The 16,721-nt window shown below is 59.4% G+C and carries 14 protein-coding genes; 8 read left to right on the top strand and 6 right to left on the bottom strand.

Annotation, left to right across the window (positions count from 1 at the left end):
• The first annotated feature begins 84 nt into the window (after positions 1 to 84).
• From ACXHXG_RS07910 to glf, 3 genes are all read left to right on the top strand, one after another.
• Positions 85 to 2,373: a capsular polysaccharide export protein, LipB/KpsS family gene (locus ACXHXG_RS07910; protein ID WP_158704460.1), complete on the top strand. Its 2,289-nt coding sequence runs from the start codon at positions 85 to 87 to the stop codon at positions 2,371 to 2,373.
• A gap of 60 nt (positions 2,374 to 2,433) precedes the next feature.
• A complete protein-coding gene (locus tag ACXHXG_RS07905; RefSeq protein WP_104823391.1) occupies positions 2,434 to 3,573 on the top strand; it encodes a DUF707 domain-containing protein in 1,140 nt (379 codons plus the stop codon).
• An 86-nt stretch (positions 3,574 to 3,659) separates the two neighbouring features.
• Positions 3,660 to 4,835, top strand: coding sequence for a UDP-galactopyranose mutase (gene glf / locus ACXHXG_RS07900; RefSeq protein WP_104823390.1), 1,176 nt, complete (start codon positions 3,660 to 3,662; stop codon positions 4,833 to 4,835).
• A gap of 107 nt (positions 4,836 to 4,942) precedes the next feature.
• Here the strand turns inward: glf and bmt are convergent, their stop codons facing one another.
• The 5 genes from bmt to ACXHXG_RS07875 all read right to left on the bottom strand — a co-directional run bounded on the left by bmt (position 4,943) and on the right by ACXHXG_RS07875 (position 10,284).
• Positions 4,943 to 5,956 (bottom strand): betaine--homocysteine S-methyltransferase, encoded by a 1,014-nt coding sequence (gene bmt / locus ACXHXG_RS07895; RefSeq protein WP_104823389.1) that lies wholly within the window; start codon positions 5,954 to 5,956, stop codon positions 4,943 to 4,945.
• Between the two features lie 166 nt (positions 5,957 to 6,122).
• Entirely contained in the window at positions 6,123 to 7,175 is a 1,053-nt protein-coding gene (locus ACXHXG_RS07890) for a quaternary amine ABC transporter ATP-binding protein (protein WP_104823388.1), read from the bottom strand.
• Complete coding sequence (locus tag ACXHXG_RS07885; RefSeq protein WP_104823387.1) at positions 7,168 to 8,079, bottom strand: ABC transporter permease; 912 nt, start codon at positions 8,077 to 8,079, stop codon at positions 7,168 to 7,170. The genes ACXHXG_RS07890 and ACXHXG_RS07885 overlap by 8 nt, the downstream gene beginning before the upstream one ends.
• A gap of 244 nt (positions 8,080 to 8,323) precedes the next feature.
• Positions 8,324 to 9,322 carry an ABC transporter substrate-binding protein gene (locus ACXHXG_RS07880; RefSeq protein ID WP_104823386.1) on the bottom strand — a complete coding sequence of 333 codons (999 nt, stop codon included), beginning with the start codon at positions 9,320 to 9,322 and terminating at the stop codon, positions 8,324 to 8,326.
• Positions 9,323 to 10,140: 818 nt separating this feature from the next.
• On the bottom strand, positions 10,141 to 10,284 hold the full coding sequence (locus ACXHXG_RS07875; RefSeq protein WP_162950158.1) for a hypothetical protein: 144 nt from the start codon (positions 10,282 to 10,284) through the stop codon (positions 10,141 to 10,143).
• A 233-nt stretch (positions 10,285 to 10,517) separates the two neighbouring features.
• On the opposite strand from ACXHXG_RS07875, the gene ACXHXG_RS07870 reads away from it, so the two are divergent.
• A complete protein-coding gene (locus ACXHXG_RS07870) occupies positions 10,518 to 11,972 on the top strand; it encodes a cobyric acid synthase (RefSeq protein ID WP_457898958.1) in 1,455 nt (484 codons plus the stop codon).
• On the opposite strand, the gene ACXHXG_RS07865 is transcribed toward ACXHXG_RS07870, so the two are convergent.
• On the bottom strand, positions 11,969 to 13,765 hold the full coding sequence (locus tag ACXHXG_RS07865; protein WP_457898957.1) for a chloride channel protein: 1,797 nt from the start codon (positions 13,763 to 13,765) through the stop codon (positions 11,969 to 11,971). The genes ACXHXG_RS07870 and ACXHXG_RS07865 overlap by 4 nt on opposite strands.
• Before the next feature lie 720 nt (positions 13,766 to 14,485).
• Here ACXHXG_RS07865 and cobU point away from each other — a divergent pair.
• The 4 genes from cobU to ACXHXG_RS07845 are packed head-to-tail and all read left to right on the top strand — an operon-like array spanning position 14,486 to position 16,718.
• On the top strand, positions 14,486 to 15,013 hold the full coding sequence (gene cobU, locus ACXHXG_RS07860; protein ID WP_283050825.1) for a bifunctional adenosylcobinamide kinase/adenosylcobinamide-phosphate guanylyltransferase: 528 nt from the start codon (positions 14,486 to 14,488) through the stop codon (positions 15,011 to 15,013).
• Between the two features lie 5 nt (positions 15,014 to 15,018).
• A complete protein-coding gene (gene cobW, locus ACXHXG_RS07855) occupies positions 15,019 to 16,068 on the top strand; it encodes a cobalamin biosynthesis protein CobW (protein WP_457898956.1) in 1,050 nt (349 codons plus the stop codon).
• A 57-nt stretch (positions 16,069 to 16,125) separates the two neighbouring features.
• Complete coding sequence (locus ACXHXG_RS07850) at positions 16,126 to 16,407, top strand: type II toxin-antitoxin system RelE/ParE family toxin (RefSeq protein WP_457898955.1); 282 nt, start codon at positions 16,126 to 16,128, stop codon at positions 16,405 to 16,407.
• Between the two features lie 11 nt (positions 16,408 to 16,418).
• Complete coding sequence (locus ACXHXG_RS07845) at positions 16,419 to 16,718, top strand: HigA family addiction module antitoxin (protein WP_457898954.1); 300 nt, start codon at positions 16,419 to 16,421, stop codon at positions 16,716 to 16,718.
• Positions 16,719 to 16,721 lie beyond the last annotated feature (3 nt).

Raw genomic sequence — 16,721 nt, 5'->3', positions numbered from 1 at the left:
CAACCACGACATCTCTCAGACAGCCTGACGCAAGCCATGGCTGGAATCCTGTGCGCAGTGGGTGGGGTCAAGGAAGGACTTCTTATGCAAATCAACTCGGGCTGGAATCTCGCTGTGTCCGGCGAACAACTGATGCCTCTGGGAGCGCCGGAAGGATCGGCTGCCGCAGGTCAGGGGCGCATCGCCGTCGATCTCGAAGTTCCAGTGACATGGTTTCCAATCGCCCAGGACGGAGACCGCCATCGCTGGATGTTCGTGCGCCTGTGTTCCGTTCTTGCGCAGCGTCCGGTTTCGGTGAACATGTCGCTTGTCATGGGTGGCGTCCACCACATGCCACGCAATGCACCCGAGGGCGGCATCGTGCTTTCGTACCATTCGGTGGGCGACGAGCCGAATGTATGGCGCATCAAGGAGACGCCTATTGCCGGATGGTATTCCTTCGATGCCAACGGTTTCTCGGGCTGGAGTTCGCTTGCTCGCTTTCCGCAGAATCATGCCCCCGCAATCGACCGCATGGACACCCATGCCGCGCGTCAGCGTATCGGAGCGTTGCGCGACGAGCTGCGCAAACGCAATTTGTCCAAATACAATCAGTCCTCGGAAAGTTTCGACGTCTCTCGTCCCTATGTCTATTTTCCGTTGCAGAAGGTGGATGACCCGGTCGCGGAATTCTGCCGGCTGAATACGCTTGAGGTCCTTTATCGCGCGGCGGAGCTGGCGGATCAGACCGACACCTTGCTGGTCGTGAAGCGTCACCCTCTTTGCGAGAGCATTGTCATCGGGCAAACGCTGGACGATCTGCGTCGGAAGTTCAGGAACGTTATTGTCTCCAACGCCTCGATTCACCGCCATCTCGAAGGCTGCAATTCCGTTATCGTCGCCAATTCGGGCGTCGGCATGGAAGCGCTCCTTTACGGAAAGCCGGTCTTTTCTTTCGCGGCGAGCGAATATGAGCTGGCAACGACCGCGGTCTCGTCTCTCGATGAGCTTCACAAGGCATTCTCAGCCGTCTTGCCCGCCGATGATGGTCGCGCGGCGAGGTTTCTCGCATATTATCTCGATCACTGCTGCTTCTCGATCTACGATATCTCCACCATCGAGCAGCGCGTGGACCACGCGCTTTCGAAGATTTCCCGCCCGGCCGGAATCATGCCGCACGACGATCGCAAGGAGCTCTTCCGGGCATACGGCCAGGTCGAAGACTTCAGGCGCATGTTCACCAAGTCTCAGGCGGAACTCGCCAATGTGCAGAGAATCGCCCGCCAGGCCGTCGAGCTTGCCGACCGTCTAGCCGCCGAAAAGAATGAAGCTGTCCGCCCGGCCGGACATGCGGCGGATGCCGATGTCATGCTGGAAGCGGCAACCCAGGCGGCTATCACCCTGCATCAGGCTGCCCTTGCGGCAAGTATCGGCGAAATGGTCGTCGGCAACACCTCGCGCGAAGCATTCATACGCTATGCGGAGCTTGCCGTGAAAATGCGTGGGAATCCGCTCGCCGAGGCTGCCATCGATGCCGAATTGCTGCGCAGCGGCTACGCATCGGGGTTGGATCCCGCCGTCGCCCACCGGAACACCACGGCAAACGACTATCAGCGCCTGCATGACACCGCCAAAGGCTATCAGGAAAACAACTGGCTGGTCGATCACTGCGATATCATCAACATGGCATCTCCGAGAGTGGTCGTAGAGGTTGGTTGCGGCAATGGCCGGTTCCTGCACGAGATCGCGCGCCGCGTAGAGACTGTCATCGGGCTCGATTGGGCTCGATCAGCGCAGATGGGAGAACTTCCGGCCAACGTCATGTTCCGGACGACGAATGTCCTCGTCGACAATCTCCCGCAGGGTGATGTCTGCTGCTCGGCCGACGTTCTTGAACATTTCGAGCCGCGTGTGCTGCCGCAGCTCCTGCGCAAGATGCACGGCAGTGCGCGAATCAACTATCACGTTATCGCCTGCTACGATGACGGACACAGCCATTGCGCGGTTCTCCATCCCGGACAATGGCTTGGCCTGTTTAAAAGCATCGACCCGGCCTACGAGCTTGCCGCCGTGGTGACGCGGCCATCCCGTCCCGATCGTCTGGTTTGCGTGATCACCAACCTGAAGCAGGCCCCGGACCAGTTTCCGAATCTCGGTCGCATAGTGGGCACCTGGGCGACCAATACGGGTCAGCAGGTGACGTTCCTGAACGATTTCACCGTCCGCGTCGGCGGGCAGGCTGTCGCGACCTGGTTCCCCATGGCGGACGGATCCGCTGCTATGAACTGGACCAATTCGAAGATGATCGATCTGCTGCGGCCTGCTCCGGATGGCCGGGTCATGCAGATCAACAATCTGAACGGCGAGGCGTACGAGGTACATCGCGTCAATTGAGTGTCGTCCCGCCAGGGCAGCCGGACGAAAATCAGACAGGCCGAGGAATAGGGGCAATCCATGACATCATTTGCCGCGAGTAATCTGCAAACTCTTTCGCATGCGGAGCGTGTGGCAATTGCAGAACAATGGGCTGATGCTCCGCCTTTGCAGGCAGAGATGCTTTCAGGCACATTCTGGCAATTGAGCGATCTGAACGGGCGGCAGTTGTTGCCGTTCGTCGTGCTTGCCCCCGAGGGAATTGTCGGCAACGCCTTTCACGGATCGCTGGATCACTGGTACGTGGCCAATGGTAAACTTTGCATCCTCGACAGCCAGGGGATGCCGACGATCGTATTCACCGCGGCTCGTGTCGTGAATTCGGTGGTCGTGGCGCTTGCCGGCCACGCCGTCCTTGGCGGCGTCGAAGCGATCTACATTCTGAACCTCGTCGATCATCCGCCGCATCCGGTATCGCCGACATCGCCTCATATCGCGCGTCGGGCGATGTTCCTCAAGCAGCCGCCGGCGGCTGCGCGCCGGGCAAATCTCGTTGTCGTCCGCGCCAACGGTTCATCCCTGCATCCGCGCTGGTTCGACGGGCTCGACGACAATACGCGCACCTGGGATCTCTGCGTAAGCTGGTACGGCGACGAAACCCCCGACGCATCGGTTTCGCCGGAATACCTGACCCATGCGCCGAACCAACGGAAATTCAAACCGATCTTCGATCTGTTTTACGAAGGCAGCCCGCTTTGGGATTACGATCGCATCTGGTTGCCCGATGACGATCTGCTATGCAGCGGATCGGATTTGAACAAGATGTTCCATTTGTCGCGCAAATACGGGCTCGATCTGGCTCAGCCATCGCTTCGCCAGGAGCCCGGTTGCCACATCAATCATCCGATAACCGCTCAGCGCCAAGGGGGCGACGTCCGCTTCGAACCCTTCGTCGAGATCATGTGCCCGCTCTTTTCGCGCCGCGCACTGCGCATTTGCGTCGGCAGCATCAAGGATGCGGTTTCGGGCTATGGCCTGGATCATTTGTGGCCTTCATTCCTTGGCCGGCCCGCGGCGCGCATGGGCATCATCGATGCGGTCGGTATCGTTCATACCCGGCCGATCGGCGCGAGCTATGACGTCCGGTCTGCAATTGCCGAGCAGGCGGCGCTCTGGAATGCCTATGGGTTTACCTACACGAGAATTCCAGGCGTGAACTGATGCGCCCAGCTGTGTGGCCATGTGTCGTGGGCGCAGCCGAGCCAGCAAGCTGATTTCCTTTCCAATCCTGGGGACCTGAAAGTTTCATGATCGATTTTTCCAACATTGACCTGCTGATCGTCGGCGCAGGTTTCTATGGCGCGACGATTGCCGAGCGGGTTGCGAACCAACTGCAAAAGAATGTTCTTCTGATCGATCGCCGCAGTCATATCGGCGGTAATGCCTATAGCGAATTCGACAGCGAGACCGGGATTGAGGTTCACCGTTACGGTGCGCATCTTTTCCATACGCCGAACGAAACGGTCTGGACCTATCTGAATAGGTTCACCGGATTTACCGATTACAAGCATCGGGTCTATTCGACCTATCGGGATCAGGTTTATTCGATGCCGATCAATCTCGGCACCATCTCCCAGTTCTTCAACCGGCGTCTTTCTCCGGCCGAAGCGCGGACGCTGATCGCGGACCAAGCGGCCGAGATGGCAGGGCGCAACCCGGCGAATCTGGAAGAGAAGGCGATTTCCCTGATCGGTCGGCCCTTATACGAGGCGTTCATCCGCGGCTACACCGCAAAGCAGTGGCAGACCGACCCCCGCGATCTGCCGGAGCATATCATCACGCGGCTGCCGGTCCGCTACACCTACGACAACAGATATTTCAACGACAAATACGAGGGTCTGCCGGTCGACGGATATACGGCGATCTTCGAGCGGATGCTGAAGCATCCCAAGATCAATATCGCCCTTGGTGTTGATTTCTTTTCGCTGAAATCCTCGCTGCCGCCGAATCTACCGATCGTCTATACAGGGCCGATCGATCGGTATTTCGACTATTCGGAAGGGGAATTGGGCTGGCGCACGATCGATTTCGAACAGGAGACCGTCAACACCGGCGATTTCCAGGGCATGGCGGTCATGAACTATGCCGATGAGACCATCCCCTATACGCGCATCCTCGAGTTCCGCCACTTCAATCCCGAAAGAAGCTATCAGACGGAAAAGACCATCATCGTAAGGGAATATTCGCGCTCGGCGCAGCGAAAGGATGAGCCCTATTATCCGATCGACACCCGGCAGGATAAGGATGTCTTCCTGCGATACCGGGCACGCGCGGAAGCGGAAACCAACGTCCATTTCGGGGGACGGCTCGGCACCTACCGATATCTCGACATGCACCAGGCAATCGGCGCGGCCCTGAAGGCGTTCGAGAGCCGCGTCGTTCCGCATTTCACCGAGGGCCGTATCCTCGGCGGCGAAAAATAGGCTTTGAGCTGAACTCAGAGGATCAGCATGTACATCGTTTTCGGACGATGCCATCATTCGAGATGTGGGCGGAATGACCATCTAAAGGACATTCCGCCCGATTGTTTTTATCCCCGGCGACGGCGCTCGCGCGTCGGGGCGGCGCCACCTTCGTTGGCGGTCTTGTTGCGCAACGGGCCGATCCGCTCGACGATTGTTTCCAGCGTCGGGCGCGGACCGGGCGTATAGCTGTCGAGCGCCTCGCGCATGGCGGCGAGGTGGCCGCAGGAGGTGCCGCAGCAGCCGCCGATGATCTTTGCGCCGGCATCGCGGGCGAGGCGGGCGTAATCGGCCATCAGCGGCGGCGTGCCGGAATAGTGGATCTCGGCGCCGCGATATTCCGGAATGCCGCAATTGCCCTTGACGATCACGGCCGCAGCAGGATCGGCATCGGTCATGTCGAGCAGGCTCGAGAGGATATCCGATGCGCCGACGCCACAATTGGCGCCGACGGCGAGCGGGCCTTCGCCAACATCATTGGCGACACCGTGAATATCCTTCGGATGCAGGCCCATCATCGTCTTGCCGGCGGTGTCGAAGGAGCCGGTATAGGTGTAGGGCAGGCCGACCTTGACGGCGGCTTCGGCGGCGGCGCGGATTTCCTCCGGCGACGACATGGTCTCGATCCAGGCGACATCGACGCCGCCGGCCTTCAGGCCTTCGATCTGCTCGGCGAAGGCGGCAACGGCGTCCTCATAGGTCAGCGCACCAAGCGGCATCAACAATTCGCCGGTCGGGCCGACGGAGCCGGCGACGATGACCTTGCGGTTAGCCTTGTCGGCGACGGCGCGGGCGATCTCGGCTGCCTGCTTGTTCAAGCTGTGAACGCGGTCCTGCGCATGGTGCAGCTTCAGCCGGTGGCGGGTACCGCCGAAGGTGTTGGTGAGAATGATGTCGGCGCCAGCGTCGACGAAATCCTGGTGCAGTTTGGTGATCCGCTCGGGATGCTGCTCGTTCCAGAGTTCCGGCGCTTCACCGGCCTCCAGGCCCATGGCGAAAAGATTGGTACCGGTCGCGCCATCAGCGAGCAGCACGCCCTTTTCGGCAAGAAGATCGGTCAAGGGATTGGCTGTGACGGTCATGGCGTCTCCTCGAATGCGTCGGATAAATCGGATTGAAATGCAGATATAAACATTTCTTTATATGATTACAATGCCGGGATAAAGGCAGAGGTTACCCGATAATGCGATGGACAAGAAAAAAGCGCCCAGGGTAGGGCGCTTTTTCGCTTCACGATGGAGGTTCGTTTCAGGCGGCTGCCATCTGCGCCGCTTCATGTGTCGTCGGCGTCACCATGGCGGCAATGATGGTTTGCAGGTCGATTGCGCCGATCGGCCGGCCGCCGGCATCGGTGACGACGGCAGCGGTCTGTCCGCCGTCGGTCATCTGTTTGGCCGCCATTTCCAGCGTCATGTCGCCGGATATGCGTACGCCGTGCGCCTCGCCAACAATCGGCTTCATGATCGTCTGAGCCTGAATAACGCGGCCGCGATTCACTTCCTTGACGAAGGCGGTGATGTAGTCGTCGGCAGGTTTCAGCACGATTTCCTGGCCGCTGCCCTGCTGCACGACCTTGCCGTCCCTAAGAATGGCGATCTTGTCGCCGAGGCGCAGTGCTTCGTCGAGATCGTGGGTGATGAAGACGACGGTTTTCTTCAACTCCTTCTGCAAGTCGAGAAGCACGGTCTGCATGTCGACACGGATCAGCGGGTCAAGTGCTGAATAGGCTTCATCCATCAACAGGATGTCGGCATCGTTGGTGAGCGCGCGGGCAAGGCCGACGCGCTGCTGCATGCCGCCGGAAAGCTGGTTCGGATAGTGGTTCTCGAACCCCTTCAGGCCGACGCGCTCGATCCAGTATTGGCCTTTCTTCTGGCTTTCTGTCCGGGCCACGCCCTGGATGTCCAGGCCGTAGATGGTGTTTTCGATCACCGTGCGGTGCGGCAGCAGGGCGAATTTCTGGAACACCATCGCCGTCTTGTGACGGCGGAACTCGCGAAGGGAATTTTCGCCCATCTTGCAGACGTCGACGCCGTCATAGAGGACTTCGCCGGCGGTCGGTTCGATCAGCCTGTTGATATGGCGGATCAGCGTCGATTTGCCGGAGCCGGAGAGACCCATGACGACCGTAATGGCGCCGGCCGGCATATCGATATTGATATCCTGCAGGCCGAGGACATGGCCATGCGTCTCGTTGAGCTCGGCCTTGCCGATGCCGTTTTTCACCGCATCCACATAGTCGCGCCCGCGTGGGCCGAAGATCTTGTAGAGGCTTTTGATCTGGATCGCATGACTAGCCATGGATGACCTCCGAGTGCTTCTGGAGCCGTCTGCCGTAGGCCTGGCTCGTGCGGTCAAAAATAATGGCGATCGCGACCAGGGCGAAGCCGTTGAGGAAGCCGACTGTGAAGAACTGATTGTTGATCGCCTGCAGCGTGTTCTTGCCAAGCCCGCCGACGCCGACCATCGAGGCGACGACGACCATGGCGAGCGACATCATGATGGTCTGATTGATGCCGGCCATGATGGTGGGCAGCGCCAACGGAATCTGCACGTTGAACAGCTTCTGCCGGTGCGACGAGCCGAAGGCGTCGGCTGCCTCAAGCACTTCCTTGTCAACGAGGCGGATGCCGAGATTGGTTAGCCGGATCATCGGCGGAACGGCATAGATGACGACAGCGATCAGGCCAGGGACCTTGCCGATGCCGAAAATAACGACGACGGGGATGAGATAGACGAAACTTGGCATCGTCTGCATCACGTCGAGGGTAGGGTTGATGATCGATTGCAGCCGATCGGAACGTGCCATCAATATGCCGATCGGCAGGCCGATGACGATCGCGATCAGGGTGCAGACGGTCACCATGGCAAGGGTCACCATCGTGTCGCCCCAGAGGCCACAGACGCCGATCAGGATCATGGAAATGGCGGTGCCGGCGACGATCTTGAGATTACGGCTGGCGGCGTAGACGACGGCCATCATGACGAAGAGCACAATGAACCAAGGCGTATTGGTGAAAAGCCATTCCAGATAGTTCAGAAACCATTGCAGCGGCTGAACCACGGCATCGATGACATTGCCATAAGCCCGCACTATTCCTCTGAAGCCATCATCGATATTCTTGCGCGCGGCGCGAATGAGAGTGTCGTCGATCGCCGGAAAATTACATAGAACATCCGGCAAAAAACTACATTGTATAGCCATGAAATTCCCCTTCTTGTCCGGTTTTGACCAGCCCGTGCGTGTGGCCTTCACGTGCGGATGGTGGGCAGCGCTGCGACCGGTTCGTCAGACTGCTGTTTATTTTTTTACACCATTTGAAGGCGCCATCCTGCGCTTGTTGCGACCTAAGGCCGCGTTACTCCGTCGATATGGGCGTCGACGCCGCGGCTGCGAATATGGAACTGGCGGCCGACGCAGTGCCGGCCGCCAGTCCAGGCGTTTCATGTCAAAGCGAAGCCTTCACCTTGGTGGCTACTTCTGGAGATACCCACTTGGTCCACATGTCGGGGTAGGTCTTCAGGAAGTATTTTGCGCCGTCTTCGTTGGTGCCCTGATTGTCCGTCATCCAGGCCAGAACCTTGCCGACCGTGCCGTTGTCCCATTTGCGGGTCTTGACGTAATCCATGGCAATACCTGCCTTGGAGGCAAAGGCCTTGGTCACGACGGTATAGACGTCGGAAACCGGATAGGAGTTGACCTTCGGATTGGCGCAATCCTGGATGGCCGTGCAAGCATCCCATTCCTTCTTGTCATGCGGCACGTTGAAGCTCAGGCGCACCATCTCGTACTTGCCGAGGATCGCGGTCGGAGCCCAGTAGTAGCCGAGCCAGCCGGTCTTCTTTTCGAAGGCGTTGGCGATCGAGCCGTCGAGACCAGCGGCCGAGCCGGTGTCCACCAGCGTGAAGCCGAGCTTCTCGGCGCCAAGCGCCTTATAGAGATTGGCCGTGGAAATCTGGCAGTTCCAGCCCGACGGGCAATTGTAGACTGCGCCCTTTGAGGAATCTTCCGGGGCGGGGAAAAGTTCCGGATGCTTCAGCGCGTCCTGAACGGTCTTGATATCCGGATGGGCGTCGGCCATGAATTTCGGAATCCACCAGCCTTCGACGCCGCCGTCGCTGAGAAGGGGGGCGGCCTCGATCAGGCGGCCTTCGGAAACGGCCTTGTCGAGCGCGGTGCGCACGGCATTGACCCAGAGTTCGGGCGCGACATCGGGCTCGCCCTTCTCGTCCATGGAGGCGAAGGTCGGCTGCGTGTCGCCGGTGACCAGCGTCACGTTGCAGCCATAGCCGTTCTGCAGGATGATCTTGTCGACCTGCGCGGCGACGCCGGCGGACGCCCAGTTCATTTCAGCAATTGACACGTCGCCGCATTCCGCAGCCTGCGCCGAGCCAGCCAAAGCATAGGCACCAAATGCAAAGATGGCGGAAGCAATGAGCTTCTTCATTGGATAATGTCTCCCAGTTCTCGTTAAGTTACGGGAATCGACTCCAGCAGACATGATGCCTGCCGATCCCCCGTCAGCGTGGTCGCACCACAACCGTTCACTCGCCGCTGACGACGTCTGTCCGGTCCCCTGTTTTTCAGTCGTGCGCTTGCTCTTTATGCGGCTACGAACCATGTCGCGACCGTGCTCTTTTTCGCATCGACAGGATGCAGCCTAAGGATTTGAGTGAAGAAATCAACCTGCCGTCGACCGTGCGGGCTTACCACGCCTTGTCGAAAAGCTTATATAAGCGCTTGAATTAGCCTGTTTTCTGCTATTCATGGCTGTAAAATGGTTATGGAAGAGGCAAGCGAACCCGTAGCGATTAAACATCGCTAAAATATCGCGCCCGGCAAAGACCTTTTTTATTCCATTCGCGCCGTTTTCAGTCTGTCGAGGCAAGCCGAAAAAAATTCAAAAAATTTTCGGATTCATCCTTATTTAAGCTCTTAATAACCCTCCGGTAACGATGTCCGGCTATCAATCTGGACGTGGCGGGGGACAAACCTGCCTCTCCGGATCAGGTAGTGCGTACCGGAGGAAGCGAGCCTTGCAGTGTGAAATGCAAGCGAGCCGGCGTTTTTGGCAAACCGCGTCGATCTGGAGATCGCGCGGTTTTCGCGTTTTGGGCTTAGGCTAACGGTCTCAGGCAGAATCGATATAGGATATTCCCGAGGTGCGGACGGACCACGGCGCACCTGAATGGCGGAAACAGCAAAGCCGCCTATGCTCTCGCATGGCGGCTTGATGTGCGGTCGGTTGGCGGCCTTGACGGCCTATCAACCGACGCTGTAGGTGCGGATGAAACCGATCGGGCCGAAGCGGGTATCGAGCTGCTGCAGGCGGCTCTCGGGGCGGCGCGACGGCAGTTTCGAATTCCAGGCGATCTGGATGGAATTCTTGTTGTTGAAGATGAAGAGCATCGGGGTTTCCTCGGGCCGGACCGACCGGCATTCGTTGTTTGATTGGCGATGGAGATAATCCTCTTCAGTGCGCCGAACAATGGATGAAGTCGTCATCGAATGTCGCAAATAGAGTATGTGAGGACGTGATGCTTTTTTGCCTCGCAGATCCGGCTTTTCGCTGTTAATCATCGCGGCAGAATCAAGGCGAAACCAGGGTTTTCGGTCGTAGTGCCATATCGGAGCGATAACGGATGACGAAGGCGATCATGCTGCAGGGGACCGGCTCCGATGTCGGAAAAACGGTATTGGTCGCCGGACTCTGCCGGCTGTTTGCCAACAGGGGCGTTCGGGTGCGCCCTTTCAAGCCCCAGAACATGTCGAACAATGCCGCGGTTGCCGAGGACGGCGGCGAAATTGGCCGGGCGCAATGGCTGCAATCGCTGGCCGCGCGCGTGCCGTCATCGGTGCATATGAACCCGGTGCTGCTGAAGCCGCAATCGGAGACCGGCAGCCAGATCATCGTGCAGGGCAAGGTCTGGGGGCAGGCAAAGGGCAGGGATTACCAGGCGCTGAAGCCGCAATTGCTCGGCGCTGTGCTGCAAAGCTTTGCGACCATGCGCGCCGGCACCGATCTGGTGATCGTCGAGGGTGCCGGTTCGCCGGCTGAGATCAATCTCAGGAAAGGCGATATCGCCAATATGGGTTTTGCCACCCGCGCCAATGTCCCGGTCGTGCTCGTCGGCGATATCGATCGCGGGGGCGTGATCGCTTCGCTGGTTGGCACCCATCATATCCTGCCCGAGGAAGACCGGCGGATGATCCGTGGCTACCTGATCAACAAGTTTCGCGGCGATATCTCGCTGTTCGGCGAAGGGGTGGATGCCATTGGGGGCTTCACTGGCTGGCCTTGCTATGGCGTCGTGCCCTGGCTGAAGGCGGCGGGCCGGCTGCCGGCCGAGGATTCGGTCGTGCTGGAGCGGCTGGCGCGCGGCTCGGATGGCGCGTTGAAGATCGCAGTGCCTGTCTTGCCGCGCATCGCCAATTTCGACGATCTCGATCCGCTGCGCGCCGAGCCCGATGTCGATCTCGTCTTCGTGCGCCCTGGCGAGCGGTTGCCCGCGGACGCAGGACTCGTAATCCTGCCGGGCTCGAAATCGACCATCGGCGACCTGATGGATTTGCGGGCGCAGGGGTGGGATCAGGATATAGCTGATCATGTCCGCTGCGGGGGCCGCGTCATCGGCATTTGCGGCGGTTACCAGATGCTCGGCCGCATGGTGCATGATCCGCTCGGCATAGAGGGATCGGTGACGGAGATACCGGGGCTTGGCCTGCTCGATGTCGAGACCGAGATGGCGCCGGAAAAGACATTGCGCAACAGCGTGGCTTTTTCCAGGGAATACGACGCACCGCTCTCGGGCTATGAAATCCATCTCGGCGTGACTCGCGGCACCGATTGCGACCGGCCCTCGACGATGATCGACGGCCGGCCGGATGGTGCGCTTTCCAGCGACGGCCTGATCATGGGCACCTATCTGCACGGGCTTTTCACCAGCGATGCCTACCGGGCAAAGCTGCTTGCAAGCTTCGGCCTGACCGGCGAGCGGATGGATTACCGCGCCGGCGTCGAGGCGGCTCTGGACCAGATTGCAACGGAGCTGGAAGCGGTGCTTGATCCGGCCTGGCTCGACAGCCTCGTGTACTAAATTTCGCCCGACACTTCGCGGCGGCGGCGGTCGAGTTCTTCGCTGTAGCGGCGCAGTGTATAGCTTTCGGTGAGCAGGCCAATCACCTTGCGTTCGATCAGGTCGTTGATCACCACCAATGCGTCACTTTGGGTCTGGTCGAACAGGGCGGCGGCCTGCTTGGCGTTCATCTGCGGCTGCAGGAAATCGTTGCGATGACGGATGAAATCGGCGAGGCCATGTTCCTCGTCGTCCTTCTCGACCGGGCTCGCATAAATGTCCGGCATCAGCACCATGCCGGCATATTTCTCGTCCTTGTCGATAAGAATGACGCGCTGCGCCGAGCCGATCGGAAAGCGGTGACGAAATTCCTCGATGCTCGTGTTGACATCAGCCGTGTGGACGTCCGGGCGCATCATGCGGACGACCGTCAGATTGCGGATCCAGCCGACATCATGGGCGCTGCGGATGCTTTCGCCGCGCAGATGGAAGCGCCATGTTGCGAAGGAATAGCCGAAGGTGGTGCGCACGACGAGCGACGAGGTAATGACGGCGGCGAGCACTAGGGCGGTGATCGGAAAATCGCCGGTGATCTCCAGCGCCAGGAAGGTCATGGTCAAAGGGCCGCCGATGATGGCGACGGCAAGCGAGCTCATGCCGACCACGGCATAGACGGCCGGCGTCAGCGTGGCATGATCGAAATAGGGGCCGCAATAGGCGAAGATTTTGCCGAGCAGCGCGCCCATGAACAGCGACGCAAAGAACAAGCCGCCTCTAAAGCCGGAGCCGATCGACACGGCGGAGGCCAGGGATTTCAGGATGAAAAGTCCGGCCAATGCGCTGAGGGTCACATTTGTCGACAGGTTGAGATGCAGTGCGCCGTGGCCGGCCGACAGAACCTGCGGCGAGATCAGCGCCAACAGGCCGACGACAAGGCCGCCGAGCGCCGGACGGAAGGGCGGCGCGATGGAGCTCTTGCGCGCAAACTCTTCGACCCAGGCGACGCCTTGCATGATCAGGATGCCTATACCGGCGCAGAAAGCACCGAGCAGGACAGCCGGAAGATAGTCGGCAGGGACGATCGCACCGAAATGATCGATGTCGATGGCGAAGTCGTCACCGGCGAGCAATCTTGCGATCATGGTCGATATCAGCGCTGAGACGACGACCGGCGTCAGGGTGAGGATGGAATAACTTCCGATAATCAGCTCGAAAGCGTAGAAGGCGCCGGTGAGCGGCGCATTGAACGCGGCGGCGATGGCGCCGGCAGCGCCGCAACCGACGAGCATGCGCAGGTCGGCGCGGCGCATCTGCATCTTATAGCCGAATTTCGACGCAATGCCGGCGGCAAGCTGCGTGTAGCCAGCTTCAAGCCCGACCGACGCGCCGAAACCGTTCGAGATCAGGTTTTGCACCGCAACGAGGATACTATCGGTGAGCGACATACGGCCACCGTGCAGCGCATTGGCTTCGATCGGGTCGACCATCGGCTTCTTGCGCGTGCGGGACAATATATAGAGCAAGATGCCGAGGATGATGCCGCCGGCTATGGGCGCGATCAGAAGCACCGACTTGTCTGGTATAGCTACCGCTGCCGAACTCAGGCGCTCATAGTCGGTGATCCCATAGATGGCGCTGTGAAGCTTGCGCGAGACAAAGCTCATCGCTGTTACGGCGCAACCGGAGACTATTCCCGCCAGGGCGCCGGCGAAAACCAGCCCCAATTCGCCACGACGCAGCAATGCCCTGAACCGACCAAGTTCGAATAGGGCGGAGAAGACGCCGAGGCGGCGCGGTTGGAATTTCTGCAACATGGGGAACAGACGACAGTTTTTTGCTCAAAGCTACGTGCTTGGCTTCTATAAACTCCTAACATCAAAGAAATACGGCAAAAAGAGCGCCAACCGCTGCGACTTTTATGCATATTTCGCCGTTAGGACAGCCGATGTCGTATCGGCCGGCCTTGATTGACTTGCCGGGACCGAAAGCCTAATTATTGCGGCATAACGAATGGTTCCCGAGCGGCGATCTGTCGCATGGGATGAAAAGGGAATGTGAAGGGGTGGACCCAACTCGGGCGTTCTCATCACAGCCGACCCCGCGACTGTAGAGCGGTCAGGGTCTTTCATTCGGTTTGGGGGTATTCTGCTGATGGTCCGCGTGGTGCGGGCAGGTGAAAGCAGCTTCGAGCCGGAAAAGCCACTGGCGTGGCATCATGATCAACCAGGGCTGGACGCCTCTAATTCTACGAATCGTCCGCCTTTTCATGATGTTTGCCGGGAAGGCGAGGGAGATCCGCTGGTGCAGGAGCGGAGGCGACCGATTTCGGTTTGCCCCGCTTGCTGCGCCTCATCCGCGAGCCAGGAGACCTGCCATACGTGCCGGGCACAAGGCCCACCCCAGGGACGGATGTCTCGGCTGCCAGCACGGAGGTTGTCATGGCGCGAAATGAATTTTGGGCGCGCAGGCGCCTGCTTTGCGGCTTTGGCGGCATCGCGCCCGCGGTCGCCTTTGTGTCGGGGCGGAAATAGCCGATGCTATCCTCACCGTCCCGCGCCGTTCTTGTTCTCGGCGGCGCACGCTCCGGTAAATCCCGATTCGCCGAATCGCTGATCTCGGATACCGGCCTCGATCGTCATTACGTGGCGACGGGCCAGGCCTGGGACGACGAAATGCGCGATCGCATCGCACAACATCGCGCCGAACGGGGTGATCTTCTCTGGACGACGCATGAGGAGCCGCTCGATCTTACGGCGCGGCTGGCGGCGATCGACGGCGAGGACCGCGCTGTTCTCGTCGATTGCCTGACGCTTTGGGTCACCAACCTGATGATGGCCGAGCGCAACATCGCCGCGGAATTTTCCGCTCTCACCGAATTTCTACCGGGCGCAAAGTCACGCCTCGTCCTCGTTTCCAATGAGGTCGGGCTCGGCATCGTGCCTGAAAACCGTATGGCGCGCGAGTTTCGCGATCATGCCGGCCGGTTGCACCAGATGATCGCGGCGGCGAGCGCCGAAGTCTATTTTATCGCGGCGGGGCTGCCGCTGAAAATGAAGGGTTGATCCGCATGAACCAGGAAAAAATTCCCGCCACCGTCATCACCGGCTTCCTTGGCGCCGGCAAGACGACGATGATCCGAAACCTCCTGCAGAACACCGGCGGGAAGAAGATCGCCCTGATCATCAACGAGTTCGGCGATCTCGGCGTCGATGGCGACGTGCTGAAGGGCTGCGGCGCGGAAAACTGCACCGAGGACGACATTATCGAGCTGACCAACGGCTGCATCTGCTGCACGGTCGCAGACGATTTCATCCCGACCATGACCAAGCTTTTGGAGCGTGATGCGCGTCCCGATCATATTGTCATCGAAACCTCCGGTCTGGCGTTGCCGCAGCCCCTCGTCGCTGCGTTCAACTGGCCGGATATCCGCACCCAGGTCACCGTCGACGGCGTCATCACCGTGGTCGATAGCGCCGCTGTCGCCGCTGGCCGTTTTGCCGATGATCACGATGCTGTCGAAGCCCGTCGTGTAGAGGACGAATCGCTCGATCACGAAAGCCCGATCGAGGAGCTGTTCGAGGATCAATTGACCTGCGCCGATCTCATCGTCCTCAACAAGACCGACCTGATCGATGTCGCCGGCCTTGGTCGCGTCCGCACCGAAGTTGCCTCTCGCACCGCCCGCAAGCCGACGATCATCGAAGCGAAAAATGGTGAGGTTCCGGCCGCCATCCTCCTCGGCCTCGGCATCGGCACCGAAGGCGATATCGCCAACCGCAAATCACATCACGAGCTGGAACACGAGGACGGCGCACCGCATGATCATGACGAATTCGACAGCTTCATCGTCGAGCTCGGCCCGATCGCCGATCCGCTTGCCTTTATCGAGAACTTGAAGGGCGTGATTGCCGAACACGATGTCCTGCGCCTCAAGGGTTTTGTCGATGTGCCCGGCAAGCCGATGCGCTTGCAGATCCAGGCCGTCGGCAGCCGCATCGACCATTATTTCGACCGCGCCTGGACGCCGGGCGAAGAGCGCCAGACGCGGCTTGTGGTGATTGGATTGCATGAGATGGATGAGGAGATCGTGCGCAAGGCGATCGTGCAGTTAGCTTGATTTTGTATCGGGTCGTGATACATTGCATATACTGCTTAGGCGGAAGTTGAGATAGCGGTGATCGTTTCATACAAGGGGAAGTTCGCCGAAGCTCTTGCATCAGGCGTCGTGCCAAAGGGCTTTCCAGCCGACCTCGTTCGTTCCGCGCAACGCAAGCTGACAATATTGAACTATGCGGTTGCGCTGGACGACCTGCAGTCGCCGCCCGGCAATCGGCTGGAGCGTTTGCAAGGTGATCGTTCTGGCCAGTATTCGATCAGAATCAACGATCAATGGCGCATTTGCTTCCTATGGACCGAAGCTGGACCGCGTGATGTCGAGATCGTGGATTATCACTGATGGAGCGTAACATGACCGAGACCAAACTTCCGCCGATCCATCCGGGTGAAATCTTGCGGGAGGAGTATCTGAAGCCATTGACGATGAGCGCCGGTGCTTTGGCGAAACATCTTAACGTGCCTCGAACGCGCATTGAGAGGCTGGTTTCGGAGGAGACCGGGGTCACGCCGGATACGGCACTTCGGCTCGCGCGGTTTTTCAGCACGACGCCAGATTTCTGGATGGCGATGCAAACGGGTTATGATCTCGCGATCGCGCAAGCGGAAAAGAGCGATGTATTCGCGGCCATCAAGCCGCTTGAAGCGGCTTAAATC

This window comes from Rhizobium sp. LEGMi-198b, from assembly GCF_054114205.1.
The sequence above is the reverse complement of the archived record's forward strand: the minus strand, read 5'-3'. Positions and strand labels throughout refer to the sequence as shown.